Raw genomic sequence first — 25,729 nt, forward strand, 5'->3', positions numbered from 1 at the left:
TTCCCGTCGATCCGGGCGGCAGTGGCTGGTCGGCGCGGGCATGCGGCCGGAGTGTGGACGGCATTCCGGCCGCATCCCCGAGGGAGGACCCGTTGTCCGCACACCCGCTGCCCCCGCCGTCCGCGCCGTCCGTGCCGTCCGTGCCGTCCGCCAGCCGTCGCCCGGTGGCCGGGCAGTCCGCAGCCGAGCAGTCCCCGGCCGTGCGCCCGCACCGCTGGTGGGCGCTCTGCGCGCTGCTCACCGCCGAGGCGATGAACCTGCTGGACGCGACGATCGTGCAGGTCGCCGCGCCGCGCATGCGTGCCGACCTCGGCGGGCCGGCCGCCGCCGTGCCCTGGCTCACCACCGCGTACACGCTCCCGTTCGCCGTCCTGCTGCTCACCGGCGGACGGCTCGGCGACCGGGCCGGGCGCCGGCGGGTGTTCCGGATCGGCGTCGCGGGCTTCCTGCTCGCCTCGCTGGCCTGCGCGTGCGCGCCCACGCTCGGCGCGCTGCTCGCCTTCCGAGCCGTCCAGGGCGCAGCCGCGGCCGTGATCGTGCCGCAGACCATCGGCCTGATCAAGGCCATGTTCCGCGGCCCGGAGACGGCCCGGGCACTCGGCACGATCGGGCCGGTCATGGGGCTCTCTGCGGTCGCCGGCCCGGTGCTCGGCGGTGTGCTCACCCACGCCGACCTCCTCGGCTCCTCCTGGCGTGCGGTCTTCCTGGTCAACCTCCCGCTCGCGGTCGCCGTCCTCGCCCTCGCCCCGCTGCTCACCGAGGACCGCGCCCCTCGCCGTCCCGGCCTCGACCCGGCCGGCAGCGCGCTGGCGGCACTCGCCACCGGGCTGGTCGTGCTGCCGCTGCTGGCCACCGGCACCACACCGCTGCCCTGGACGGCCGTCGGGGCGCTCGCCGCCGTGGCCTTCGCCGTCCACCAGCGGCGAGGGGCGCGGCGCGGCGCCGACACCCTGGTCGAGCCGAGCCTGTTCGCCTCCGTCCGGTTCCCGGCCGCGCTGGCCGCCCTCTCGCTCGCCTTCGCCGCCACCACCGGGCTCAGCCTCGTCGTCGTCCTCCAGCTCCAACTCGCCAGCGGCGCCGATCCCTTGGCCGCCGGCCTGACCCTGCTGCCGATGTCGGCCGGGCTGGCGGCCGGCTCCCTGTGGGCGGGCGCCTCACTGGTCCGGCGGTACGGCGCACGGGTGATGCCCGCCGGCCTGGCCGTCATGGCGCTCGGGGTGCTGGCCGCCGTCGGCACCTACCGCACCGGCGAACGGCCGGAGGCGCTGCCGTACGCGCTCGCCGTGGTCGGGTTCGGGCAGGGACTGTTCACGCCCGCCTTCTTCACCACCGCGCTGAAGCCGCTGCGGCCGCAGGAGACTGGCTCGGCGGCCGGACTGCTCAACGCCGTGCAGCAGCTCGGGTCCACGCTCGGCGTCGCCGTGCTCGGGCGGATCTACCTCGCGGCCCCGGACGCGACCGGGGCGCAGCGCGCCTGCTGGGTGACGGTGGGTGTGCTGGCGGCCGTCGGCGTCGCGGGACGGCTGATGAGCGGCTCCCGTGGCGCCCGCACCGCCACCCGCGCGGCAGAATCGGACGGTGTGTCCGACCACCGGGAACCCACGCATGCTCGATGACCTCGACCGCGCGCTCGTCCACGCCCTGCGCGTCGACGGGCGCGCCCCGTTCAACCGGATCGCCGCCGTCCTCGACGTCTCCCCGCAGACCGTCGCCCGCCGCTACCGGCGGCTGCGGGCCGAGGCCGGGCTGCGGGTGGTCGGGCTCGCCGACCCGCACCGGGCCGGACGGGCCCAGTGGCTGCTGCGCCTCACCGCCGGCCCGCACACCGCCCGGAACCTCGCCGGGGCACTGGTCCGCCGCCCCGACACGGCCTGGGTGAAGCTCACCTCCGGCGGCACCGAGATCACCGCCATCGTGGACACCGGCCCCGGCTCCGACGGACACGGCCTGCTGCTGCGCGACATCCCCCGCACCGCCGCCGTCACCGACGTCTCCGCCCACTGCCTGCTGCACACCTACCGGGGCGGCCCGTCCGCGTGGCCGGTCAGCACCGAGGCGCTCGACGAGGAGCAGCAGGCCCGTCTCCGCCCGACCGCGGTTCCGCTGCCGTCCGGTGGCCTGGACGAGGCCGACCACGCCCTGCTCGGCGCACTCCACCGGGACGGCCGCACACCCCTCGGCGACCTCGCGGCGGCCACCGGCCGTACACCGACCACCGTCGCCCGCCGGCTCGCCGAACTGCGGGCGGACGGCACGGTCTTCCTCGACGTGGAACTCGATCCCCGGCTGCTGGGCGCGAACATGCAGGCGCTGCTCTGGCTGAGCATCGCCCCCGCCCACCTCGACCGGGTCGGCCGCGCCCTCGCCGCCCACCGCGAGCTCGCCTTCGTCGCCGCCACCACCGGCCCCAGCAACCTCGTCGCCCTCGCCCTGTGCACCGACCCGGCCGACCTCCACCGGTACGTGACAGAGCAGTTGGGCGCCGTCAAGGAGATCACCGCGCTGGAGTCGTCCCCCGTCCTGCGCACCCTCAAGGCCGCGGGGCCGATCCCGGCACCACCGGGCTCCGGGCGGTCCTGACCCAGCCGCCCGGAAGGTCCAGGACACCCAGGAGATCCAGGAGGTCGCGGGGCCGGCGGAGACGGCGGAGGCCCGGGGGGGGGGGGGGGGGGGGGGCCGGCCCCCCCCCCCCCCCCCCCCCCCCCCCCCCCCCCCCCCCCCCCCGGCCCGACACCACCGCGTCCTGGTGGCCGAAGGCGCGCAGGGCGCACGGAGCCGACCGACCGTTCGAGAGCCCGTCCAGACCGGGCTCGAAGGCCGTCGACGCACCGACATCCGGAATGACCTGCTCCTCCTCGGCGGCACCCGGACTCCCCCGCCACGGGTCTTGACCAACCTCCGAGACAGGTCTATACCAGTGGGAGCCCGCGGCAACCACCCAGCGCCCCAGGGCCGTTCGGCCTGCCGCCGCGCCACCCCCACCTCCGGCGCGACCGGGCACTTCCCCCACCGCCGTTTCCTGGAAGGCTTCCGATGGAACGCGCTCTTCCCCCACGCCCCACCGATCCGCACCACCTCGCCAGCCCGCACCACCCCACCGACCCACACCACCCGACCCGCCCCGAACACCCGGTCGGCCCGGCCGCTCCCGGACACCGGCGCCGCTCCGGCCGGGCCGCACTCGCCGCGGCCGCCGTGCTCGGCCTGGTCGCCGGGGGCCTCGCCGCCCTGGCCGGCACCGGCTCCGCCTCCGCGGACACCACCGCCACCACCGCGGCCGGACTGGGCAGCAACTGGTACGCCTCGGCCCCGTACCTGATGCCCGAGGACAACAGCCCGCCGGACGCCGCCGCCGTCATGGACGCCACCGGCCAGAAGGCCTTCCAGCTGGCGTTCATCCTGGCCCAGGGCAACAGTTGCTCCCCCGCCTGGGGCGGCACCTCCTCGATCGACACCGACACCACCATGCCGAACGTCATCCAGACCGTCCGGGGCAAGGGCGGGGACGTGTCGGTGTCCGTCGGCGGGTACGGCGGTACAAAGCTGGGCCAGGTCTGCGGCACGCCGGAGGCGACCGCCGCCGGGTACCAGAAGGTGATCACCAAGTACCAGCTCAAGGCGATCGACTTCGACCTGGAGGAGCCGGAGTACGAGAACACCGCGGCCATCCACAACGAGATCGGCGCGGCGAGGATCCTCCAGCAGAACAACCCGGGCCTGTACGTCTCGATCACCACCGCCGGCACCAACGCGGGCACCGGCTGGTTCGGCACCCAGATGCTCAACGAGGCCAAGTCCCAGGGCTTCACGCCGAACAACTACTCCATCATGCCGTTCGACGGCGGCTTCAACGGCGCGGCGGCGCAGACCGACGCGCTGGTGAAGTTCAACCAGATCCTGCAGACCACCTTCGGCTGGAGCGAGGCCACCGCGTACGCCCACGAGGGCGTGTCGATGATGAACGGCCGCACCGACGCCGCCGAGTACTTCCGCCAGGCCGACTTCCAGACCGTGCTGGACTTCGCCACCGCGCACGGCCTGGCCCGGTACACCTACTGGTCGGTCAACCGGGACCGGCAGTGCCAGGGCCCGGTGGACCCCGGGCTGTCCGGCTCCTGCTCCAGCGTGGCGCAGAACGACTGGGACTTCACCAAGTACACGGTGAAGTTCGCCGGCGCGACCCCGCCCACCACGCCACCCACCACACCGCCGACCACACCGCCGACCGGCCCGGGCACCTGCACCGCCCCGGCCTGGAGCGCGAGCACCACCTACACCGGCGGCGCCAAGGTCTCCTACAACGGGCACAACTACCACGCCAAGTGGTGGACGCTGAACGAGGTGCCGACCGCCAGCGGCCAGTGGGGCGTCTGGGCCGACGACGGCCCCTGCTGACCCAAGCAGCGGAACCCCACACGCAAGGGAGCCCCGGGGTGGTGCACAACCCCGGGGCTCCTCACATCACTCCGACGCCCGAGCCGGTCCGACGCCCGAGCCGGTCCGACGCCCGCGCCACCTCGCCGCCGACGCCGCCGCGACGCCCGCGTCAGTCCGACGACGCGAACCGCTCCCGCAGCTCCGCCAGCACCTCCGCCGCCTCCGGCAGCCCGGCCGCCTCGCAGCGCGCGATGCCGGCGGTCAACCGGGCCACCGCCGCCGCGGTGCGGCCGAGGTCGCTGCCCTCGATCAGCGCGGCCAACCGGACGGATTCCGCCCGCGGCGCCTCGGCCCGCTCGCCGCCCTGCTCGTACACCGCGACGGCCCGCTCGGCCTCCGCCAGCGCCTCCTCGTACCGCTCGGCGACGGCCAGGCAGCGCGCCCGCTCGTAGTGCGAACCACCGCGCAGGTACCAGGCGTTGTACTCCTGGCCGCGCTCCTCGGCGGTGGCGCCGACCGCGTCCGCCTCGGTCAGCAGGGCCAGCGCGCGGTCCAGCCCGTCGGCGCCCTGCGTCCGCATCGTGATGCGGGCCAACTCACGCAGCGTCGCGGCCAGTTGGTCGACCTGCGGAGCCTTGTCGTGGGCCTCGCGGGCCCGCGCGAGAGCTGCTTCGGCGGCGTCCCGGCGGTCCGCCTGGGCCAGCGCCAGGGTGGCCTCGCAGGCGACCATGGTGTGGGTCTCCTGGTCCTCCCAGTCGGCCACCAGGTCGGCCAGCCGGAGGTACTCCTCGGCGGCGTCCCGGTACTCCTCCAGCTCGGCCAGGCCCCTGGCGAGGTCCAGCCGGGTCTGGGCGAGCATCCTGACGTCCAGCCGGGCCGCCGACGCGTCCAGCAGCACCGACTCCAGGACGGCGACCGCGTCCGTCGCCCGACCGGTGTCGCGCAGCACGTCGGCCAGCTGCAGCCGTACCTGGGCGGCCTCCTCGGCAGCCTCCGGGCCCTTGCGGTCGTAGCGCGCGGCGGCCTCCGACAGCGCACGGACCGCGCCACCGAGGTCCCCCACCTGCATGCAGGAGTGGCCGAGCATCATGTACGTCGGCGCGTACGGGTAGGAGTCGTCACCCCAGCGGGCGGCCTCGGCCAGCGCCCGGTGGAACACCTCCACGGCCTGGGCCGGCTCGCGGCTCTGCAGCAGCACCTGACCCAGCAGGCCGAGCACCCGCGGGGTGTGCCACGGCAGGTCGGACCGGTCCAACTGGGCCAGGACCTCGCGCAGTTCGGTGGCCGCCTCGGCGAGCCGGCCCTGCCGGGCGGCGGCATCGGCGGTGTACTGCCGGGAGGTGGCGGCCCGCCGGGCCGAGCCCAGCTCGACGGCGGTCCGGTGGTAGCCGCCGACCGCCGCCTCGAAGCGCGCGACGGTCTCGGCGGAGGATTCGGGCAGCGACTCGACCAGGTCGTGGTGGGCGGCGTAGGCGCGGGTCTGCAGCACGATCAGGTAGTCGTCGTCGGTCAGCTCGCCCGTCGCCCGCAGCTCCTCGGCCCGGACCAGCGCCGCGTCGAGCGCCGCCCAGTCGGCCGTCCTGCCCGTGCCTCCGCCGGATTCTGCGCCGTCACCCTCACCAACGCCATCACCCTCACCGACGCCATCACCCGTGTCCCCGCCCGCGCCGCCCGCACGGCCCGCACCGGCCCCACCGACCCCGCCACCCCCGCCACCCCCGCCGCCGGACGGCTCGTCGAGCTCGATGATCAGCGAACGGGTGCGGACCATCAGCGCCGCGCCGAGCATCCCCGCCTGCTCGAACAGCTCGGCTGCGGCCAGCAGTCCGACCCTGCCCTCGGCGTGCTCGTCGCGCTCCAGCGCCTCGTGGGCGCGCTGCTCGGCGAGCTCGGCGCGCAGCCGCTCGGGGCTGCCCACCTCCGTGCCCTCGGGGTGGACGAAGTCCGCGGCGGCGGCGCGCTCGGCGATCCGCTTCCAGAGCCGGTCGGAGTCGGGGTGCCCGAGCACCTCCAGCTCCCGGGCCCGGACCACCAGGGCGGTGAAGTCCTCCGGTTCCGCCTCGACGGTCCGGCGCGGCGCGGGCGCGACGGCCGGGGCGGCGGCGGACAGCTCGGGCGCGGCGGCGGCGCGCACGCCCAGCGCCAGCGGCTCGGCCAGCAGCGGCTCGACGGCCAGCCGGGCCCGGCGCGCGGCGCCGACCGCACCGGTGCCGTTGCGCGCGTCGAAGCGGGCGGCCAGCGCGTCCGCCTCGGTGCGCAGGTGGCCGAGCAGGGTGTCCACCGTCCACGCGGTGCCGGCCGGGCCGCTGACCGCGAGGTCGCCGTGGCCGGCCCGGGCGAGGGCGGCGATCAGGACCTCCACACCGGTCAGGAAGTCCAGCCGGGAGGCGGCCTCGCCGGTGACCGCGAACAGGTCGCGGTTCTCGGCGAGCAGTTCCAGGCCGCGCGGCTCGTTGCCGGACAGCGCGCAGAACTCGATGTGCCGGGCCACGGAGCCCAGCATCGAGGACTTGCCGCGCGCGAAGCGGTACCCGGTGAGGTGCGCGGAGCGGGCCTCGTCCGGTCGGCCCCGGCGCAGCAGCGGCAGCAGGGCGACGGACTGGCTGAGGTAGGGCTCCAGCTCGCAGGTGCTGCGGCCGCTCAGCACCGGCTCCAGCACCTCCAGTGCCCGCGCGTCGTCGCCGAGGTCGAGGAAGTGCCGGGCGCGGGCGCGGGTCTCGCAGGCCGGGCAGTCGCTCATCTCGGAGCGCGGGCGGGCCGCCCACAGCTCGTAGGCCTCCTGGACGCCGACGCCGATGACGTCGGCCAGGTGGTAGCGCTCGGCGTAGTAGGGCTGGAGGCCGAAGCCGGCCGCGCGGTAGCGGTCGCGCAGTTCGGTGAGCCAGCGCTCGACGGCCGCCAGCGGCACGTCCGGGTTGTCCCGCAGCGCGCCGGCCACCCACTTGAAGCGCCAGAACACCTGGTGGCGGGCCCACTCGCCGAAGCCGTCCGGATCCGTGTCCCACAGCTTGAGGACGCGGGCGAAGACGACCGGGGTCTTGTTGCGCTCGCCGTCGTACTCGTAGGCCTCCATCAGTTCCAGCAGGGCCATCGAGCGGACCTTGGTGTCGTCGAACTGCTCGGCGGCGTCGACGAGTTCCTCGGCGGTGACGGTCCGGGTGCGACCGTACGGGCGGGCGTCGTTCTCGTGCAGCGCGGCCATCACCGCATCGGGGGTGTCCAGCATCACGCGTCCTTCTCGTCGTCGCGGCCCCGGCCACCGGCCGCGCCCGGCCCACCGGCCTCGTGGCCGAGCATGGCGTGGTCGAGCAGGCTGATGAACGAACGGTTGAGCAGGGCGGACTCGCTGGCCTTGAGCGGGCGGCGGGTCATCAGCACGGCCTGCCCGTACAGCGCCTCGACGGCGGTGACGGCCAGCTCGCGGTTGGTCACCGTCGCGGCGCGGCGCACCAGCGGGTTGAGGTGATTGAGCACCAGTTGGGCGCGGGGCACCTCGGCGCGCAGCGAGCCGAGGATGTCCGCCCACAATCCGTCGGCCTCGTCGGCCAGTTGGGCGCGGGTGCGCTCGTGCCGGGCCTCCCGGTTGTCGAGCAGCAGGGCGGGCGCGTTGGTCGGGTGGAAGCTGCGCAGGGCGACGTCGCAGTCGAACCGGCCGACCACCTCGCGGGCGATCGCCAGGAAGGCGTTGGCGGCGAGTTCGGCGGCCGGGTCGACGGTGTCCAGGTGCGCGGTGACGGTGCCGGGGTCGAGGTCGGAGACCGAGACGCCGGGGCGGATCTCCGGCAGCCGGTGCACCAGGTCGCGGTCGTAGGTGTAGCCGCCGTTGACCACGCCGAGGCCGGCCGCGCCGGCGATCGGGGCGACCTGGCGGAACTCCTCGACCGTACGGGTCACCAGCACCACCGGGTGGCTGCGGGCGAACTCGTCCAGGGTGACGTTGCCGTCGGTGGTCTCGAACGGCAGCCAGGGCAGCATCATCCGCAGCAACTCGTCGTCGTAGCGCGCGAGTTCCTTGACCGCCAGGTGGTGCACGGAGAGGAAGCGGTGCAGCAGCGCGGGGTCGCTCGCGGACAGGCCGGTCAGCCAGTCGCGGATCCGGGCGCCGAGCGCGTCGCGGACGGCGGCCAGCGTCTCGTCGGCGTACAGGCCCTCGCGGGAGGCGGTCGGGCGCAGGCCGTCGGTGTCGACGACGCAGCGGACGAAGAAGGCCCAGTCCGGCAGCAGTTCGTCGGCCTGGTCGGAGAGCAGCATGCCCTTGAGGTGCACCCGGTGTCCGTTGCGGCGCGAGGGCGGAGCGGCGTCCGGCAGCACGTACGCGACGCCGCGCAGGCCGACCAGCGGCAGGTCCAGCTCGATGGTGTCGAGCGGGGTGAAGTCGAAGGTGGCGCGGCAGTACTCGCCGAGCGCGTCGCGCTTGGCCAGCGGGGAGGGGTACCGCTCGGCCCACGGCGGGGTGCGGTTCACCCGGTGCTCGGTGCCGCCCGCGTCGATCACGGTGACGTCGTGGCGCAGCAGGCTGCCGAAGTCCCGGGCGAGGGTGAGCACCCGGGCGGGTCGGGTCCACTCGGCGGCGTCGGCGCGCGGCGCCAGGGTGACGGTGGTGCCCGGCTCGGGCTTGGCCTCGGCGGGCAGGGTGCGGATGGTGTAGCTGCCGTCGGAGCTGCCGCGCCACTCGATCACCGGGGCGTCCGGGGCGGCGGCGGAGCGGGTGACCACGGTGATCTCGTCGGCGACCACGAAGCAGGCGAGCAGGCCGATGCCGAACTGGCCGATGAAGTCACCCCGGGCCTTGGCCAGTCCGGCGCCGTCGAGGCGGCCGTCGGCGTCGCGCTTGGAGCTGCGGCCGATGGTGGCGAGGAAGGTGTGGACGTCCTTCTCGGTCAGGCCGACGCCGGTGTCGGTGACGGACAGCTCGTCGTCGGCGCGGACGGTGATCCGGGCCGGCGCCTCGGGGTCGAGGGCGCGGCGGGCGGAGATCGCGTCCACCGCGTTCTGCAGCAGCTCGCGCAGGTAGACCCGCGGGCTGGAGTAGAGGTGGTGGGAGAGCAGGTCCACCAGGCCGCGCAGGTCCACCTGGAAGGTGTGCTGCGCACTCGTCGGGTTGTCGGTTGGGGACACCGGAGGCTCTTTCGATCGCGGGGTGGGTGACGTTTCAGGGGGCGCAGCCGGGAGCAGGGGCGCGGCTGGGAGCAGGGGCACGGTCGGCGGCGTCGGGCGGCCGGCATCGGCAGGCGGTCGGTGACGGCGTATCGGCGTCGGCAGGCGGTCGGCGCCGGCAGGCACTACGGCGTCGTGATGCGGCTCGGCATCAGGACACCGGCGGTGTCGGACACGGTCGGCCCTGGTGCATTGCGCGGCCGTCCTCAGTACGCGGCGCAGCGGTCGCGGTGGGCGCTGAAGGCCTTGACCGGGTTCCCCGAGAGGTAGTGCCAGGGCGACTCGGTGACGGCCCCGTCCAGCGCGTCGAACAGCATCCGGGCGGTCTTGCGCTGGTCGGCGAGCGAGAAGGCCATCGCGAAGCTGTTGAAGGCGCCCTGCCAGCCGCGCACCGGCTGGAAGTCCGGGTGGAGGACGGAGCGGAAGGCGGCCTCCTGCATCTCGGCCAGCACCGTCGGGCTGGTCAGGTAGGCGTGGTCCTCGCCGTCCGGGAGGTCCAGCCAGTGCTCCAGGTGCGCGAGCACCACCAGTTCGCCGAGGTGGCTGCCCTCGGGCGCGGCCAGCATCGCGGAGCGGGCGAACGCGTGCATCTCCTCGTGCGAGCCGCCCCACTTGGCGCACAGCTGCTGCAGCCGCTGCCGGTGCGAGCCGGCGTGTCCGGGGGCGCGGCGCACGGCGGCCTCGAAGCGGCAGGTGGCGATCTCCGGGCCGAGCGAGGCGCCGCGGGCGCTGATCTGCAGGAAGTACCAGGGGGCGAGCCAGGCGGGCTCGCGCTCGGCGACCTCCAGCAGCTGCTCCTCGGCGGTGTCCAGCCGCTGGTGGAACAGCTTCCACTGCTCCTCGGTGACGTTCTTGGCCCGGGCGCCGGTCCTCGCCTCCCAGGCCCAGGTGACCTGCCGGGCGCCGGAGAGCAGCAGCGCCACCGTGTCGTCCGGGGTGTCGGCGAGGACGCGGCCCGTCCACTCCTCGACCCCGGGCACGTCGGCTATCGCCCCGGCGAGGTGGGTCAGCTCGGCGCCGTCCTCGACGGCCGCCAGCGCGGGGCGCAGCGCTGCCCAGTCGCCTGCCGCGGCCTGCGCGAGCACCAGGCGCACGGACTCGTCTCCGAAGGTCGGGTCGAGCCGCGGCTCGGTGGCGCGGGCGGCCGCCTTCGCCCCGGCGGAGCGCCAGCCGAACCCGAACCCGCGCCGCCCGGTCCGGTCCTGCGCGCCCTCCTCGCCGGAGCGGCGTCGGAACAGCGGCATGTGGTGGCCCCCTCGAACGTCATCGGCATCTTTCGCACGGCCGGCCGCACGGCGGCCACCCGAGATGAGTACATATCACGCGCGACTGACATCCGTTTCCCCAGCCCAGCGCGCTGCGGGCTCCGTGACGGGTCGGGAGGTGAAACGGGGGCGGAGCGGGAGCGGCACGGGGGGCTTCCCGGAGGCGACGACGAAGGTGACGACCGAGGCGGCACCGAGGCGGCACCGAGGCGGCACCGAGGCGGGACGAAGGCAGCACCGAGGCGGGACGCACGGGCCTCGGGGGTGACATGTTGCCGCCTGACAGTGATCTGCCACGGCCCGCCGCCGCCGCACGAGCCGACGATCCGTCAGTCTTGGACCGTGCACGCCATCCGCTTCCACCTGCGCGCTCCCGGCGGCCCCCAGGGCGCGGACCGGCCGACCCCCGAGGCCGTACGGGACGGGCTGGAGCACGGGCTGCTCGGTCCCGTCCGGATCGAGCACGCCCGGATCCTGGCCGGGCCTGGCACCGTGGACGCGGTGGTCTTCACCCTCGCCGACCACCCGCTCACCGCCGAGGCCGCCCTGGCCGTCGCCTGCGCGGAGCTGACCGGCGCGGCAGGCCCGCTGCGCGGCTGGCGGGTGGCGCACTGCGCGCTGGACAGCTGGGTCGCGCTCGGCCTGCACGAACCCAGCCACCACTGACGGACGGGCACCGCCCCCGGCCGACCGACGGGACGACCGACGAGGCGACCGACCGGCGGAACGACCGACCAGCCGGCCGACCAGGTCCGCGCGTCCGGTTCAGCGCACCCGGCCCCGTGCCCGCCCCGCCGCACCGCCCGGCCCCGCCGCCCGTCAGGCGCCGTCGCCCGTCAGGCCGCCGCCCTCGTCAGGCCAGACCGGGCCCGGCGTCCGGCGTCCGCCCCGACTGCGCCTGCTCGATCCGCTTGACCAGCATCACCGCGAACCGCCGCGTCGCGGCCACGTCCACCGGACCGCCCTCGGTGGTCACACTGGCCACCACGGTGCCCGAGCGCACCACGATGCCGACGCCCTCGCCCTGGGCCAGCGGCCCCTGGAAGGCCTGACTCTCGCTGCCCAGCGCCGGGGTGTCGATCTTCTTGAACGGCCCGGCGGCGTACGAGGCGTACGTCTCCTTCAGCCGGTTCCTGGCAGCGTCCCGGCCGGGCAGGGTCTCCACGATGAAGCGGGTGACCACGTCGCCCGAGGAGAAGCGGACCGAGGCGCTCAGCGGCTTGCCCGTGCAGGGCTTGGCGGCGGTGCAGGTGACGGTGTGGTCGGCGGTGTCGACCTGGCGCTTCTCCTCCTCCCACCCGGCCATCACGCCGGCGTCCGGCAGCACCTGACCGACCAGCTTGTCGTCCAGCAGCGCCGCCTCCAGGTCCGCGGAGGGCGCGGCCGCGGCGGCCGGCACGGACGGGGCCGCCGGTGCGGTCGCCGGTGCCGGGGCCGCCCCGGATGCGGCCGCGGTCGGTGCCGCAGAAGGTGCGCCCGGGTCCGCGGGCGCGGATGCCGCTGCCGTGCCGGCGGCCGTGCTCGCCGCCGCGCCCGGCGCTCCCGACGCCGTCCCGGCGGCGCCCTTCGACCCCCCGGACGAGCATCCGGCCAGCACCGCTGCCAGCACCCCGGCCGCCACCGCGGCGGCCATCCGCCGACCACCCATCCCCATTGCCCGCTCCCTCCGGCTGTCCGTGACCCCTCAACATAGCCGCAGCGCCGCCCCCGCCCGTCGCCGCCCCCGCACCGGGCGCCACCCGCCCGCCGCTCGGCCGCGCCGCCCCGTCCAGTACCGTCCACCCGGGGCGACGACCATCGACGGGGGGCGGCATGACGGACGCGGACGGCCGACGACCGGACCTCGCCCCGCTGGTCCGGGCCGCCCAGCAGGGCGACGCGTTCGCCCTGGACGAGGTGGTGGGCCTGCTCATGCCGTACGTCGGCCGGGTCTGCGCGCCGATCGCCCTGCAGGACGCTCCCGACGCCGCCCAGGAAGCGATGATCGCGATCGTCCGGAACCTGCACCGGCTCACGTCCCCCGAGGCGCTGTTCGGCTGGGCCCGGGTCATCGCCGCCCGCGAGGCGGTCCGGTTCGCGAGCCGCGCCCCGTCCGCTCCGGGGCGCCGTGCGCCGACGGCGCCCGGCACCACGGCGGACGAGCAACCCGACGCGCGGGACGGCGAGTTGGCCGCCGACATCCGCGACATCCTGGAACGCCTGCCGCCCGACCACCGGGCCGTACTGACGCTCCGTCATGTCGAGGGCCTGGACGAACAGTCGGTGGCCGGGATCCTCGACCTCCCGCTCGGCACCGTCCGTTCACGACTCTTCCGCGCCCGCCGGGGCTTCCGCACCGCCTGGACCACCGAGGACGGCTAGCCCCACGAGAATTCCGCCGGCCGCGGGGATTGTCCGGCCGATTTCTGCCCTCTCCATTCCCGAGGGGGACCATCCGTCCCCTCCCGGGAACACCACCCGGCACCCGGAACGAGGGACCGAGATGGCCGAGACGACCAAGAAGACAGAGCCGACCGACCGTACCGCCCGCACCGACCAGACCACCCGCACCACCCGCACCACCGGCACCGAACCCCGCCCGCTCCCCGCACTCCCCGGCGTGCGCCACCACTTCGTCGAGGGCGCGGACGGCGTCCGACTGCACCTCGCCGAGGCCGGGCCCGGGGACGGCACGCCCCTCCTGCTCCTCCACGGCTTTCCGCAGCACTGGTACGCCTGGCGGCACCTCCTGCCGCTGCTCGACGGGGAGTTCCGCCTCCTCTGTGCCGACCTCCCCGGCTTCGGCTGGTCGTCGGCCCCGCGCCGGACGGGTTACACCACCGACGACCGCGCCCGTCTCGTCCTCTCCCTGCTCGACCGGCTCGGCCTGGAGCGCGTCGGCCTGGTCGGCCACGACTGGGGCGCCTGGACCGGCTTCGAGCTGGCACTGCTCGCACCCGAGCGGTTCACCGGCCTCCTCGCACTCAACATGACCCACCCGTGGCCGCGGCAGCGCGCCCTGCTCGGGACGGCCTGGCGGTTCTGGTACACCGCGCTGCTGGAGTACCCGGGCATCGGCCGCCGGGTCGTCCGCCGCCACCCGGGCCTGCTCGGCCACCTCCTCCGGCGCGGCGTGACCCCCGGAACCCCGTGGAGCGAGGCGGAGTCGGCCGAGTACGTGGCCGCCGGCAGCACGCCCGACGCTGCCTACGCCGCCGAACGGCTGCACTGGGGCTTCGTCGTCCGGGACATCCCGCGCCTGGCCCTCGGCCGGTACCGGCACCGCCGGCTGACCGTTCCCACCCGGCTCCTCGGCGGCGCGCTGGACCCGGTGATCCGCCCCGCGCTGCTCTCCGCCGCCGGCGCTCCCGCGGACGACCTGACGGCCGAAGTCCTCCCCGGCTGCGGGCACTTCCTGCCGCACGAGCGACCCGAGGAGGTGGCCGGCGCCGTCCGCCGGCTATTCGCCGCCGGAGTCCGCCCGTGACCCTACCCGCCGCTCCAGCCGGTCCAGCAGGACCTCGCCGCGCCGGTCCACCAGCGAACCGAAGAACCGCTGCACCGGCCCCGCACCGGGCACTCGCAGGGCTGCGAGCAGGGCGAAGCGCGTCCCGTCGCCGTCCGGCACGGCGGCCATCCCGCCGAGCAGCACCTTGCTCTGCATCAGGCACCAGCCGCTGCGCAGCACGATGTCGAAACGCTCCCGGTGCCCGAGCACGCTCACGGCGAGCCCGACCAGCCGGTCCCCGCCGCCGGTCCCGGTCCCGGTCCCGGGGCCGGGACCGACCTCGAAGGAGCGCAACCCGCTGATCAGTCCGGGCAGTTCACCGGACAGGTCACCGGCGACCGACCACACCTCGTCGAACCCGGCGGAAAGCCGCCGCTCGGCGAACAGCGGACGCGCGGTCCCGGCCGCCGCCAGCACCCGTAGCCGCCGCACCGGATCCAACTCGACCGTCGGCCATCCGTCCGTCATCCCCGTCCCTCCCGCCGTCCGGAGCCCACCGGGCCCGGCGCCGACCGCCCGCAGCGCCCCGAGCACCGAGCACCGTACCGCCCCGGAAACGCCGGCGGGGCGGTGACCAGCCGGTCACCGCCCCGCCGCACGTACCGTCCGGAGGATCAGACCGCCGGAGCCGGGTAGGTCGGGTACTCGACGCCCGAGATGTACTGCACGACCCGGACGACCTGGCACGAGTAGCCGAACTCGTTGTCGTACCACAGGTACAGGATCGCGTTGTCGCCCTCGACCTTGGTCGCGCCGGCGTCCACGATCGAGGCGTGGCGCGAGCCGATGAAGTCGCTGGAGACCGCGTCGGGCGAGTCGATGAAGTCGATCTGGCGCTTCAGCGGCGAGGTCAGCGAGACGTTGCGCAGGTACTCCAGGACGTCCTCGCGGTTGGTCTCCCGCTTCAGCTGGAGGTTGAGGATCGCGATGGAGACGTCCGGCACCGGCACGCGGATCGAGCTGCCGGTGATCTTCGCCTTGAGGTCCGGCAGGGCCTTGGCGACGGCCGAGGCGGCACCGGTCTCGGTGATCACCATGTTCAGCGGCGCCGAGCGGCCGCGACGGTCGGCCTTGTGGTAGTTGTCCAGCAGGTTCTGGTCGTTGGTGAACGAGTGGACGGTCTCCACGTGGCCGCGGACCACGCCGTACTCGTCCTCCATCGCCTTCAGCGGCGGGACGATGGCGTTGGTGGTGCAGGAGGCGCAGGAGATGATCTGCTCGTCCGGCTTGATCATGTCGTGGTTGACGCCGTGCACGATGTTCGGGACGTCGCCCTTGCCCGGGGCGGTCAGCACGACCTTGGCGATGCCGGGGCGCAGGTGCTTCGACAGGCCCTCGCGGTCACGCCACTTGCCGGTGTTGTCGATCAGGATCGCGTCCTTGATCCCGTACTCCGTGTAGTCGACCTTGGTCGGGTCGTCGGAGTAGATCACCGTGATCTCGTTGCCGTTGACGACGATCTTGTTGTTCGCCTCGTCGACGGTGATGGTGCCCTGGAACTGACCGTGGATGGAGTCACGGCGCAGCAGCGAGGCGCGCTTGACCAGGTCGTCGCCGCCGCCGTTGCGCACGACGATGGCCTTCAGCCGCAGCCCGTTGCCCGAGGCCTTCTCGATCAGCAGCCGCGCGACCAGGCGGCCGATGCGGCCGAACCCGTACAGCACGACGTCCTGGGCGGACCGGCGCTCCAGCTTGTTCTCACCGGTGGCACCCGCAACGGCCTGGGCGGTGAACTCCTCCACCGACAGACCGTGGTCGTCCGCCTTGTACGTGGCGGCGAGCATGCCGATGTCGATCTGCGAGGGGCCGAGGTCCAGGGCGGTCAGCGCGCTCAGGAACGGCATCGTCTCGGTGACCGAGAGCTCCTCGCCCGCTATCTGCCGGGCGAAGCGGTGCGTCTTGAGGATGCTGATCACCGACTTGTTCACCAGGGAACGGCTGTGGCACAGGACGGTGACGTCCCGCTCCCGGTGCAGCCGCCCGATGATCGGGATCATCGACTCCGCGATCTCCTCGCGGTTCTTCCAGTCCGTGAACACGTCGTCGTTGACAGTCACAAGTCCATCTTTCGAGCTGAGGGTGTTGCCCACATGGTAGCTTCGCCCGCCCGCGCCCCCGCGGCCGGTCCCGCCTCCCGCCGGTTCGCCCGAGGCTCCGACCTGCGCTTTCCCCCGCCGCCCCGCCCCAGAAGGTGATCACCGCCACCCTCGGGCCCCGCCCGCGCGCACCGCTTGCCGGGCCGCCGGGCCCCGCGGTCGTCCGTACGCGGCCCGGTGATCGTCCGTACACGGCCCGGTGATCGTCGGGCCAGTACAGTGATCGGACTGCCCGACCGGACAGAGGCACGAGGGGGCCCGCGTGGCGACGCTGGGGATGCACCGCGACTTCCTGATGGAGTTCGCGGGCTTGGAGAAGTCGGTGCAGCGGAGGGTCTACGAGACCTTCGAGAAGTTCACCGGCGCGACGCACGCCGGCACGCACCTGGAGAAGCTCACCAACCAGCGGGACCCGAGGATCCGGACCATCCGGATCACCGACTTCTGGCGCGGCGTGGTCCTCAAGGCCGACCGGGGCGACGGCTACCTGCTGCTGAAGGTCCTCCCCCACGACAAGGCCAACGACTGGGCGTGCAAGCACCGCGCCTCGGTCAACGCCGCCACCCAGGGCGTCGAGATCCGCAACGACGTCGCCCTGGAACGCGCCACCGCCTCCCTGCGGACCCGGGCCTCCGACGAGCCCCGGCGGCTCTTCGCCGACCGCTCCGACAAGGTCCTGCGCAGTCTGGGCATCGACGAGGAGATCCTGCCGATCATCCGGCTGCTGCCCGACGAGACCCACCTGGAGGCGCTCCACCGGGTCCTGCCGGAGCAGCAGTTCGACGTCCTGGTCGGCCTCGCCAGCGGCATGGAGCCGGCCGACGTCGACCGCGAGATCGTCCAGGCGTACGCGCGGGCGGCGGCTCCGGTGAGCACCGCGCAGCCCGGGGACGGGCTGGTCTCGGCGATGGCGCACGCCCGCGGCCGGGTCGCCCTGGTGTCCTGCCCCGAGGAGCTGCTGGAGATCCTGGAGCGCCCGTTCGACGCGTGGCGGATCTTCCTGCACCCGGCCCAGTACCGGATCGCCTACCGGGACTCGTACAACGGGCCCGCCCGGGTCAGCGGCGGCCCCGGGACCGGCAAGACCGTGGTGGCCCTGCACCGGACCTACCACCTGGCGCGCCGGCTGCCGCCGGACGCCCCCGACGGGTCGGTGCTGCTCACCACCTACACCAAGGACCTCGCGGCGGAGTTGGAACGCTGCCTGGCCCTGCTCGTCACGGACGAGCGGATCAGGGCGAAGGTCCGGGTGGTCACCGTCGACGCGCTGGCCAACGAGGTCCTGCGCCGCTCCCGCGGCGGCGCCCCGCTGAAGATCGTCTTCAACCAGCGCGCCGTCCTGGCCCGTTGGGGACGGGTCGCCCGGCGGCTCGGGGTCGACTTCACCGACGTCTTCCTGGACCAGGAGTGGCGACAGGTCGTCCTGGCCCAGGCGATCGACGGCCCCGAGCAGTACCTGAGGGCGTCGCGGGCCGGCCGGGGCACACCGCTCGGGCCTCTGAAGAAGGCCCAACTGTGGCGTGCCGTGGCCGCGTTCGAGGAGGAGCTGCGGGAGGCCCGGGAGTGGACGTTCCTGCAGGTCTGCGCGCAGGCCGCGCGGGCGCTCGACGAAGGGGGCGACCGCCCGTTCCGGCACCTGGTGGTCGACGAGGCGCAGGACCTGCACCCCGCGCAGTGGCGGTTCCTGCGCGCACTCGTCGCGCCCGGACCGGACGACCTGTTCCTCGCCGGCGACCCGCACCAGCGGATCTACGGCAACGGGAACAAGGTCTCACTGCGCGCCGTGGGGATCCAGGTGGTCGGGCGCTCCGCCCGGCTGCGGGTCAACTACCGCACCACGCAGGAGATCCTCGGCTGGTCGGCCTCCCTGCTCACCGGCGAACGCCCGGACGACATGGACGGCGGGGAGGAGTCCCTGGTGGGCTACCACTCGACCCTGCACGGCGCGCACCCCGAGACGCACGGGCACGTCGACCGGACGGAGGAGATCCGGGCGCTCGTCGAGCGGATCGGCGAGTGGACCGCCTCGGGCGTGGACCCGGATGACATCGGCGTCGCCGTCCGGACCGTCCAGCTCGGCCGTGACATCGCCCGGGCCCTGGAGCACGCCGGGACGCCCGCCTGCATGCTCGGCAGCACGCCGGCCCCGGGCGTGCGGATCGGGACCATGCACCGGATGAAGGGACTGGAGTTCCGCTGCGTCGCCGTCGCGGGCGTGAGCGACGGTGTGGTGCCCATGCGCTCCGCGCTCACCCCGGAGGAGACGGACCCGCAGCAGTACCGGGAGGACCTGAACGGCGAACTGAACCTGCTCTTCGTGGCGTGCACGCGCGCCCGGGAGGCCCTCGCGGTCTCCTGGCACGGGACGCCGAGCGAGTTCCTCGCGCCGGTCGTCGCACAGCTGCCGCCGCAGGGCCGGCGGGACGACGCACTCGCTCGGTGACGTGCCCGCCGGTGACCGGCCGGCGCCACTCCGCCATTCCGTGACCGGCCGGCACCGCCCTCCGCCCTCCCGTGACCGGCCGGCACCGCCCCCCCGGGGACAAAGTTGCCCGGGGCCCGGCGGGGTGGGCTAATGGGAGGCGTCCGGTGTTTGAGCATTTCGCGAGAGACCCGGGAGCAGGCATGACCGGTGGTCCCGAACCCATCAGTGCCGAGGGCCTGCGTGCGGTGCAGGAGGAATTGGCGCAACTGCGGGCGGATCGGGGGGAGGTGGCCGCGACGCTGCGCGGGGTGGAGCCGGTCGGGGACCGGGCGGACGCCGCGGACGAACTGCAGCGGGCGTCGGAGGTGACACGGCTTGACCGGCGGATCGCCGAGCTGGAGGGACGGCTGCGGGAGGCGGCCGTCGCCGGGGCGCCGTCGACGGAGGTGGTGGGGGTGGGGTCCACCGTGACCGTGCGGTTCGGGGACGGCGCGGAGGAGACCGTCGAGGTCTCGGAGATCGCCGAGGAACGGGAGCAGACCCTGGTGACCTTCGACAGCCCGCTCGGGAAGGCGCTGCTCGGACGTCGCGCCGGGGAGACGGTGCACTACGAGACGCCGAGCGGCGCGGCCAGTGCGGTCGTGCTGTCGGTGGGGCGCGGCGCGGACTGAGCCGGGACCGCGGCGTCGCCGCCGCCCCCGGAAATCCCGCGCCGGAATGCCGGGGCCCATTCCGGATCGCCCGGCCGGCGATATCCGTGAATCCGCACGGAATTCCGCGACGTTCCTCGGCTTTCCTCGACGTTCCTCGACGTTCCTCGACGTTCCTCGAAAGTCCTCGACGTTCCTCGAAAGTCCTCGAAAGTCCTCGAAAGTCCTCGACAAGCCTTGATAAATTCCGCCTATCACGCCACAGGAATCACCTCTTTGACGCCCGTCGGCCGCGGCCGACACACTGGGATCGAGAAATCCAGGAAGCCCCGAAAAGGCGAAAAGGCGAACGGCGGAACATGAGGACCATCGACGACCCGGTCGACGAACTCCCCGCCGGTCCGTCCGGACGGATGCCCGCCCGTGGTGTCCCGACGGCGCCCGCCCGCTGGCTCCCGGCGGCGGCCGCCGTGGCCGTCGCCGCCTGGGGCGCGAACCAGTTCACCGCCCTGGCCACCGTGTACCGGGAGCGCACCGACTGGTCGGCGCTGTCACTGGCCGCGATGTTCTCGGTCTACCTGGTCGGGCTGGTCCCCGGCCTGCTGCTGGGCCGCGCCGCCGCCGACCGGTACGGCCGTCGGCGGGTGGTGCGCGGCGCACTCGTGCTGTCCGCCGCCGCGAGCGCCGTCCTGGCCACGGCGGACGAACCGGCCGTGTACGCCGCCCGGTCGGCCACCGGCTTCGCCGCCGGGCTGGTCTTCGTCGCCGGGACGGCCTGGCTCCGGGAGCTCTCCGGGCCGTCCGTCCCCCCGGCCGTCCCGGCCCGCCGTGCGATGTACGCCACCGGGGCCGGGTTCTCGGCGGGCGCACTGGCCGCCGGGGTGCTCGCCGAGTGGCTGCCCGGCCCGATGGTGCTGCCCGCGCTCGCCCACGCCCTCGGCTGCCTGCTGGTGCTGCGCGCGACCCGTCGGCTGCCGGAGACCGCGCCGGGCCGCCACCCGGGGCCGCCGACGGAGGCCGCCGCCGGACACGGCGACCCTGGCGACCCCGGCGACGAGCACCGCAGGGCCGTCCGGCACCCCCGCTTCCGCTACGTCGTCCTCCCCGCCAGCCCGGCCGTGCTCGGTTCCGCCACCGTGGCGTACGTCGTGCTGCCCCCGCTGGTCGCCGACCGCGTCCCCGGTTACGCGCCGCTGTTCGGCGGCCTGGTGGCGGCACTGACGCTCGCCGCGGGCGTCCTCGCCCAGCCCCTCGCAGCCCGGCTGGACGACCGCGGCAGTGCCCGGGCCACCCTCACCGCGATGGCCACCGTCATCGCCGGGCTGCTGATCGGTGCCCTCGCCGCCGGGCGCGACTCGGTGGGGCTGGTGGTGGCGGCCGCCGTCGTCCTGGGCACCGGGTACGGGCTGACGCTCGGTGCGGGGCTGCACGAGGTGGAGCGGCTGACGCCGGGGACCGCCGAGCGGCCCGACCGCACCGGACGGCCGGAGCCCGCCGCCCCGGCCGGCCCGCCCGCCGGTCCGTTCGCCGCTCCGAGCGCCGCCTCGCTCTACCAGAGCACCACGTCCAGCGGCTTCCTCACCCCGCTGCTGGTCGCCGGAACGGCCGGCCACGCCTCCTACCCGGCCCTGCTGACCGGCATGGCCGCGGTGGGCCTGCTCTGCCTGGCCGTGACGGCCGCGCACAGCCGCCGTCACCTGCCCGAACCGGACCGCGCTGCGCACCCCGGCCGCCGGAGGAGCGAGGATTCATCCGTAGCGTCCGCCACGACGGCGTCCGCGACCCGGCCCACGACGTGCCCCGTGAGATGACCCATGAGGTCACCTACGACGTGATCCGCGCCCGGTCCGCGACACCGTCCACGGCGCAGCCCGCACCGACCGATCCGAGGAGCCGACGACCATGGGCCGAGTGACCGTACAGCGCAGGGTGCTGCGCCTGCGCCAGGGCACGCCCACGCACCGCCCCGACACCCTGGCCGCCGAGGAGCCGATGGAGATCCGGGTCGGCGGGCGCCCGCTGACGGTGACCATGCGCACCCCGGGCAGCGACTTCGACCTGGCGGCCGGCTTCCTGGTCAGCGAGGGTGTGCTGCACGCCGCCCACCAGGTGGCCGGGATCCGCTACTGCGCCGGCGCCACGGCGGACGGCGGCAACACCTACAACGTCGTGGACGTCGTCCTCGCCCCCGGCGTGCCCGCCCCCGACGCCTCGCTGGAGCGCAACTTCTACACCACATCCTCCTGCGGGCTGTGCGGCAAGGCCAGCCTGGACGCGGTGCGCACCACCGCGCCCTGGAGCGTCGCCGAGGACGGGCTGCGCGTCACCCCCGCGCTGCTCTCCGCCCTGCCCGACCGGCTGCGCGCCGCCCAGAAGGTCTTCGACAGCACCGGCGGCCTGCACGCGGCCGGCCTGTTCGACGCCGACGGGCGGCTGCTGTGCCTGCGCGAGGACGTCGGCCGGCACAACGCCGTGGACAAGGTGGTCGGCCACGCCCTGCGCGAGGGCCTGCTGCCGGCCCGCGGCACGGTGCTGATGGTCAGCGGCCGGGCCTCCTTCGAGCTGGTCCAGAAGGCCGTGATGGCGGGCATCCCGATGCTGGCGGCGGTCTCCGCGCCGTCCTCGCTGGCCGTGGACCTCGCCGAGGAGACCGGCCTGACCCTGGTCGGCTTCCTGCGCGGCGACTCGATGAACGTCTACACCCGCACCGACCGGCTGGACACGGGGCCGGACGGCTCCGCCCGGGAGGCCGACTAGATGCTCTTCCGCCAGCTCGAATACCTCGTCGCCCTCGCCCGGGAGCGCCACTTCGCCCGCGCCGCCCAGGCCTGCCACGTCTCCCAGCCCGCGCTCTCCGAGGCCGTCCGCAAGCTGGAGGACGAGCTGAAGGTGCTGCTGGTCCGGCGCGGCCGCGCCTACGAGGGGCTGACCCCCGAGGGCGAGCGGATCGTGCTCTGGGCGCAGCGGATCCTGGCCGACCGGGACGCCCTGCGGGACGAGGTGGACGCGCTGCGCACCGGGCTGAGCGGGCGGCTGCGGATCGGCTCGGTGCCGACCGCCTCGGGCGCCGTCCCCCTGCTCACCGCACCGTTCTGTGCCGCCCATCCGCTGGCCGCCGTGCAGCTGTCGACCGATCTGCGTGCGGAGGAACTCCTGCGCCAGGTGCGGAACTTCGAGATCGACGCGGGCATCACCTACCTGCCCGGGCCGGACGCGGACGAGCTGCGCGCGCTCCCGCTGTACGAGGAGCGGTACGTCCTGCTGACCGGTCCGGCCGACGAGCTGGCCCGCCACCCGAGGGCGACGTGGGCGGAGGCCGCCGGGCTGCCGCTGTGCCTGTTGCACACGGGCATGCACGGCCGGCGGGTGCTGGACGAGGTGTTCGCGGAGCTCGGGCTGGCGCCGACCCCGCGGGTCGAGACGGACTCGGTGGCCTCGCTCTTCGCGCACGTGCGGACCGGTCAGTGGGCGAGCATCGTGCCGTACGCCTGGCTGCACGTGTTCGGTGTGCCGCACGGCATGCGGGCCGTCCCGCTGGTGGAGCCGGTGCACAGCGCGCCGATCGGCCTGGTGATCGCCGCCCGGGAGCCCGGTTCGGTGATGGCCCGCGCGCTGCTGGAGGTCGCCCGCCGCACCGGGATCGCCACCGTCCTCGGCAGCCTGCCGGCGGCGTGGCGCCCGCCCGGCAGCGCGGGTGGTGACACGGACGGTGGCCCAGGCCGTGACCGGGATGGTGGCAGGGGTGGTGACACGGGCGGCCCCGGTCCTGCTCCGCTCGCCGGCCCCGACCACCCGGCGTAGCCTCGACCCGAGCGACGGGTGTCCGCCGAGCTCCGAGCCGGGCCCCGGCGCCGGGGTTGTCCGCCGAGCCGCGGGCCCGGGCGAGTGCCGGGTGTCCGCCGAGCCGCGGGCCCCGACCCGAGCGACGGAAGGCCAGTGCCGTGACCACCTCCGACGACGCCGTGACGTCCACCGGCGAGCCCGAGCGGGAACCCGACGTCGGCCCCTCCCCTGCCGGGCCGCCTTCGTTCGCGCCGTACCACCACCCCGCCGCGGGCTGGGGCGCGGCCAAGAGCGTGACGCGCTTCCTGGCGCGCGAGGGCGCCTACCTGGACGGGCCGCGGGCGGTCAAGCGGATGAACCACGAGGACGGCGGCTTCGACTGCCCCGGCTGCGCCTGGCCCGACGACACCAAGGGCCTGCACCTGGACATCTGCGAGAACGGCATCAAGCACGTCACCTGGGAGATGACCCGCAAGCGCGTCGGCCGCGACTTCTTCGCCTCCCACTCGGTGACCGAGCTGTCCGGGTGGAGCGACTTCGCGCTGGAGGACCAGGGCCGGCTCACCGAGCCGATGGTCTACGACGCCGCCACCGACCACTACGTGCCGATCGGCTGGAAGGACGCCTTCGAGCTCGTCGGCCGGACGCTGCGCGGGCTGGACGACCCGAACCGGGCCGCGTTCTACACCTCCGGCCGGCTCGGCAACGAGGCGACCTTCCTCTACCAGCTGATGGCCCGCGAACTGGGCACCAACAACCTGCCCGACTGCTCCAACATGTGCCACGAGGCCAGCGGACGGGCCCTGCAGGCCTCGCTCGGCACCGGGAAGGGCACGGTCGACCTCAAGGACTGGGAGGTCACCGACGCGCTGTTCATCCTGGGCGTCAACGCCGCCTCCAACGCGCCCCGGATGCTCACCTCGCTGGCCGAGGCGTACGCGCGCGGCGCGCAGATCGTGCACGTCAACCCGCTGGTCGAGGCGGCGGCGACCCGCACGATCATCCCGCACGACTTCACGGACATGGCGCTGAACAAGGCCACCCGCACCAGCACGCTGAACCTCCAGCCGCGCATCGGCGGCGACATGGCGCTGCTGCGCGGCATCGCGAAGGCCGTCCTGGAACAGTCCGCGACCGACGACAAGGCGCTGGACCGGCTGTTCATCGACCGCCACACCAGCGGCTTCGAGGCCTACCGGCAGGTCTGCGAGTCCACGCCGTGGGAGGAGATCGAGCGGCAGAGCGGGCTGGACCGGGCCGGGATCCTCAAGGCCGCACGGATCTACCGCGACGCCGACCGCTCGATCTTCAGCTGGTGCCTGGGCGTCACCCAGCACGAGCACGGCGTGGACACCGTCCGGGAGATCGTCAACCTCCTGCTGCTGCGCGGCAACCTCGGCCGCGAGGGCGCCGGCCCCTCCCCCGTGCGCGGGCACAGCAACGTCCAGGGCAACCGCACCTGCGGCATCGACCACCGGCCGGCCGGGGAGTTCCTGGACCGGCTCGCCGAGGTGTGCGGGATCGAACCGCCGCGCGCGCACGGGCTGGACACCGTCGGCACCATCGAGGCGATGCGGCGCGGCGCGGTCACGGTGTTCGTCGGCATGGGCGGGAACTTCGCGCTCGCCGCGCCGGACACCCCCTGCACCCACGAGGCCCTGGGCAGGTGCGAACTGACCGTCCAGGTGAGCACCAAGCTGAACCGCAGCCACCTGGTGCACGGCCGGGCGGCGCTGATCCTGCCCTGTCTGGGCCGCACCGAGAAGGACCACCAGCGCGGCGGGGTGCAGTCCAGCTCGGTCGAGGACTCCATGAGCATGGTTCATCTCTCGGTGGGCATGAAGAAGCCCGCCTCATCGCACCTGCTGTCCGAGCCCGCGATCATCGCCGGAATGGCCCGCGCCGCCCTGCCGGACAGCCCCACCCCGTGGGAGTGGTACATCGAGGACTACGACCGGATCCGCGACACCATGGCGCAGGTCCTGGACGGCTTCGAGGACTTCAACCGCCGGGTGCGGCTGCCGCTGGGCTTCCGGATCAAGCAGCCGGCCCGCGAACTCGTCTTCCTGACCCCGTCCGGCAAGGCCGAGTTCTCCGCCGCCCCGCTGCCCGACGTCGTGCCCGCGCCCGGCACGCTGGCGCTCGGCACGATGCGCTCGCACGACCAGTGGAACACCACCATCTACTCGGACGACGACCGCTACCGGGGCGTCAGGAACCTGCGCACCCTGGTCTTCCTCAACAGGGACGACATGCGCGAGCGCGGCATCGCCGAGTTCGACCGGGTGGACGTCACCAGCACCGCCCGGGACGGCAGCACCCGTTCGGTGACCGGCTACCTGGCCGTCCCGTACGACATCCCGCGCGGCTGCGCGGCCGGGTACATGCCGGAGATGAACGTGCTCTGCGCGCTCGGCGACCACAGCACGCAGAGCGACCAGCCGATCATGAAGCACCTCAGGGTGACGGTCACGAAGTCCTGAGCGCGC

The 25,729-nt window shown here is 74.4% G+C and carries 18 protein-coding genes; 12 read left to right on the forward strand and 6 right to left on the reverse strand.

What is annotated here, in order from left to right; translation table 11 throughout:
• Positions 1-92 precede the first annotated feature (92 nt).
• From ACIRST_RS12225 to ACIRST_RS12235, 3 genes are all read left to right on the forward strand, one after another.
• A complete protein-coding gene (locus tag ACIRST_RS12225) occupies positions 93-1,616 on the forward strand; it encodes an MFS transporter (protein WP_402802086.1) in 1,524 nt (507 codons plus the stop codon).
• On the forward strand, positions 1,606-2,580 hold the full coding sequence (locus tag ACIRST_RS12230) for an Lrp/AsnC family transcriptional regulator (RefSeq protein WP_402802087.1): 975 nt from the start codon (positions 1,606-1,608) through the stop codon (positions 2,578-2,580). Before ACIRST_RS12225 ends, ACIRST_RS12230 begins: the two co-directional genes overlap by 11 nt.
• Before the next feature lie 453 nt (positions 2,581-3,033).
• Positions 3,034-4,395: a chitinase gene (locus ACIRST_RS12235; RefSeq protein WP_402802089.1), complete on the forward strand. Its 1,362-nt coding sequence runs from the start codon at positions 3,034-3,036 to the stop codon at positions 4,393-4,395.
• Positions 4,396-4,546: 151 nt separating this feature from the next.
• Here the strand turns inward: ACIRST_RS12235 and ACIRST_RS12240 are convergent, their stop codons facing one another.
• From ACIRST_RS12240 to ACIRST_RS12250, 3 genes are all read right to left on the reverse strand, one after another.
• Positions 4,547-7,603 carry a hypothetical protein gene (locus ACIRST_RS12240; protein WP_402802091.1) on the reverse strand — a complete coding sequence of 1,019 codons (3,057 nt, stop codon included), beginning with the start codon at positions 7,601-7,603 and terminating at the stop codon, positions 4,547-4,549.
• A complete protein-coding gene (locus ACIRST_RS12245) occupies positions 7,603-9,495 on the reverse strand; it encodes an HSP90 family protein (protein ID WP_402802094.1) in 1,893 nt (630 codons plus the stop codon). Before ACIRST_RS12245 ends, ACIRST_RS12240 begins: the two co-directional genes overlap by 1 nt.
• Positions 9,496-9,740: 245 nt before the next feature.
• Complete coding sequence (locus ACIRST_RS12250) at positions 9,741-10,778, reverse strand: hypothetical protein (protein ID WP_350519197.1); 1,038 nt, start codon at positions 10,776-10,778, stop codon at positions 9,741-9,743.
• Between the two features lie 363 nt (positions 10,779-11,141).
• On the opposite strand from ACIRST_RS12250, the gene ACIRST_RS12255 reads away from it, so the two are divergent.
• Positions 11,142-11,465 carry a hypothetical protein gene (locus tag ACIRST_RS12255; RefSeq protein ID WP_402802096.1) on the forward strand — a complete coding sequence of 108 codons (324 nt, stop codon included), beginning with the start codon at positions 11,142-11,144 and terminating at the stop codon, positions 11,463-11,465.
• A 187-nt stretch (positions 11,466-11,652) separates the two neighbouring features.
• Here the strand turns inward: ACIRST_RS12255 and ACIRST_RS12260 are convergent, their stop codons facing one another.
• Positions 11,653-12,453, reverse strand: coding sequence for a hypothetical protein (locus ACIRST_RS12260; protein WP_350519199.1), 801 nt, complete (start codon positions 12,451-12,453; stop codon positions 11,653-11,655).
• Between the two features lie 158 nt (positions 12,454-12,611).
• On the opposite strand from ACIRST_RS12260, the gene ACIRST_RS12265 reads away from it, so the two are divergent.
• Both ACIRST_RS12265 and ACIRST_RS12270 read left to right on the forward strand, forming a co-directional pair.
• Positions 12,612-13,160 (forward strand): sigma-70 family RNA polymerase sigma factor, encoded by a 549-nt coding sequence (locus ACIRST_RS12265; protein WP_350519200.1) that lies wholly within the window; start codon positions 12,612-12,614, stop codon positions 13,158-13,160.
• Between the two features lie 121 nt (positions 13,161-13,281).
• The gene (locus ACIRST_RS12270; RefSeq protein WP_402802101.1) at positions 13,282-14,265 is read left to right on the forward strand and encodes an alpha/beta fold hydrolase; all 984 of its coding nucleotides are present in this window, start codon (positions 13,282-13,284) and stop codon (positions 14,263-14,265) included.
• Here ACIRST_RS12270 and ACIRST_RS12275 read toward each other — a convergent pair.
• Positions 14,239-14,754 (reverse strand): hypothetical protein, encoded by a 516-nt coding sequence (locus ACIRST_RS12275; protein WP_402802103.1) that lies wholly within the window; start codon positions 14,752-14,754, stop codon positions 14,239-14,241. The genes ACIRST_RS12270 and ACIRST_RS12275 overlap by 27 nt on opposite strands.
• Before the next feature lie 146 nt (positions 14,755-14,900).
• Positions 14,901-16,343, reverse strand: coding sequence for a glyceraldehyde-3-phosphate dehydrogenase (locus tag ACIRST_RS12280; RefSeq protein ID WP_350519203.1), 1,443 nt, complete (start codon positions 16,341-16,343; stop codon positions 14,901-14,903).
• A gap of 301 nt (positions 16,344-16,644) precedes the next feature.
• On the opposite strand from ACIRST_RS12280, the gene ACIRST_RS12285 reads away from it, so the two are divergent.
• The 6 genes from ACIRST_RS12285 (at position 16,645) to ACIRST_RS12310 (ending at position 25,723) form a co-directional block, all read left to right on the forward strand.
• Positions 16,645-18,825: a UvrD-helicase domain-containing protein gene (locus ACIRST_RS12285; protein ID WP_402802106.1), complete on the forward strand. Its 2,181-nt coding sequence runs from the start codon at positions 16,645-16,647 to the stop codon at positions 18,823-18,825.
• A gap of 182 nt (positions 18,826-19,007) precedes the next feature.
• Positions 19,008-19,478 carry a GreA/GreB family elongation factor gene (locus ACIRST_RS12290; RefSeq protein WP_396547299.1) on the forward strand — a complete coding sequence of 157 codons (471 nt, stop codon included), beginning with the start codon at positions 19,008-19,010 and terminating at the stop codon, positions 19,476-19,478.
• 338 nt (positions 19,479-19,816) lie between these two features.
• Positions 19,817-21,268 (forward strand): MFS transporter, encoded by a 1,452-nt coding sequence (locus tag ACIRST_RS12295; protein WP_402802108.1) that lies wholly within the window; start codon positions 19,817-19,819, stop codon positions 21,266-21,268.
• A 91-nt stretch (positions 21,269-21,359) separates the two neighbouring features.
• Positions 21,360-22,214, forward strand: coding sequence for a formate dehydrogenase accessory sulfurtransferase FdhD (gene fdhD / locus ACIRST_RS12300; protein ID WP_402802110.1), 855 nt, complete (start codon positions 21,360-21,362; stop codon positions 22,212-22,214).
• Entirely contained in the window at positions 22,215-23,258 is a 1,044-nt protein-coding gene (locus tag ACIRST_RS12305) for a LysR family transcriptional regulator (RefSeq protein ID WP_402802111.1), read from the forward strand.
• A gap of 140 nt (positions 23,259-23,398) precedes the next feature.
• The gene (locus ACIRST_RS12310; RefSeq protein ID WP_402802113.1) at positions 23,399-25,723 is read left to right on the forward strand and encodes an FdhF/YdeP family oxidoreductase; all 2,325 of its coding nucleotides are present in this window, start codon (positions 23,399-23,401) and stop codon (positions 25,721-25,723) included.
• Positions 25,724-25,729: the final 6 nt, after the last annotated feature.

The organism is Kitasatospora sp. NPDC101447, assembly GCF_044767225.1.
GTDB lineage: Bacteria > Actinomycetota > Actinomycetes > Streptomycetales > Streptomycetaceae > Kitasatospora.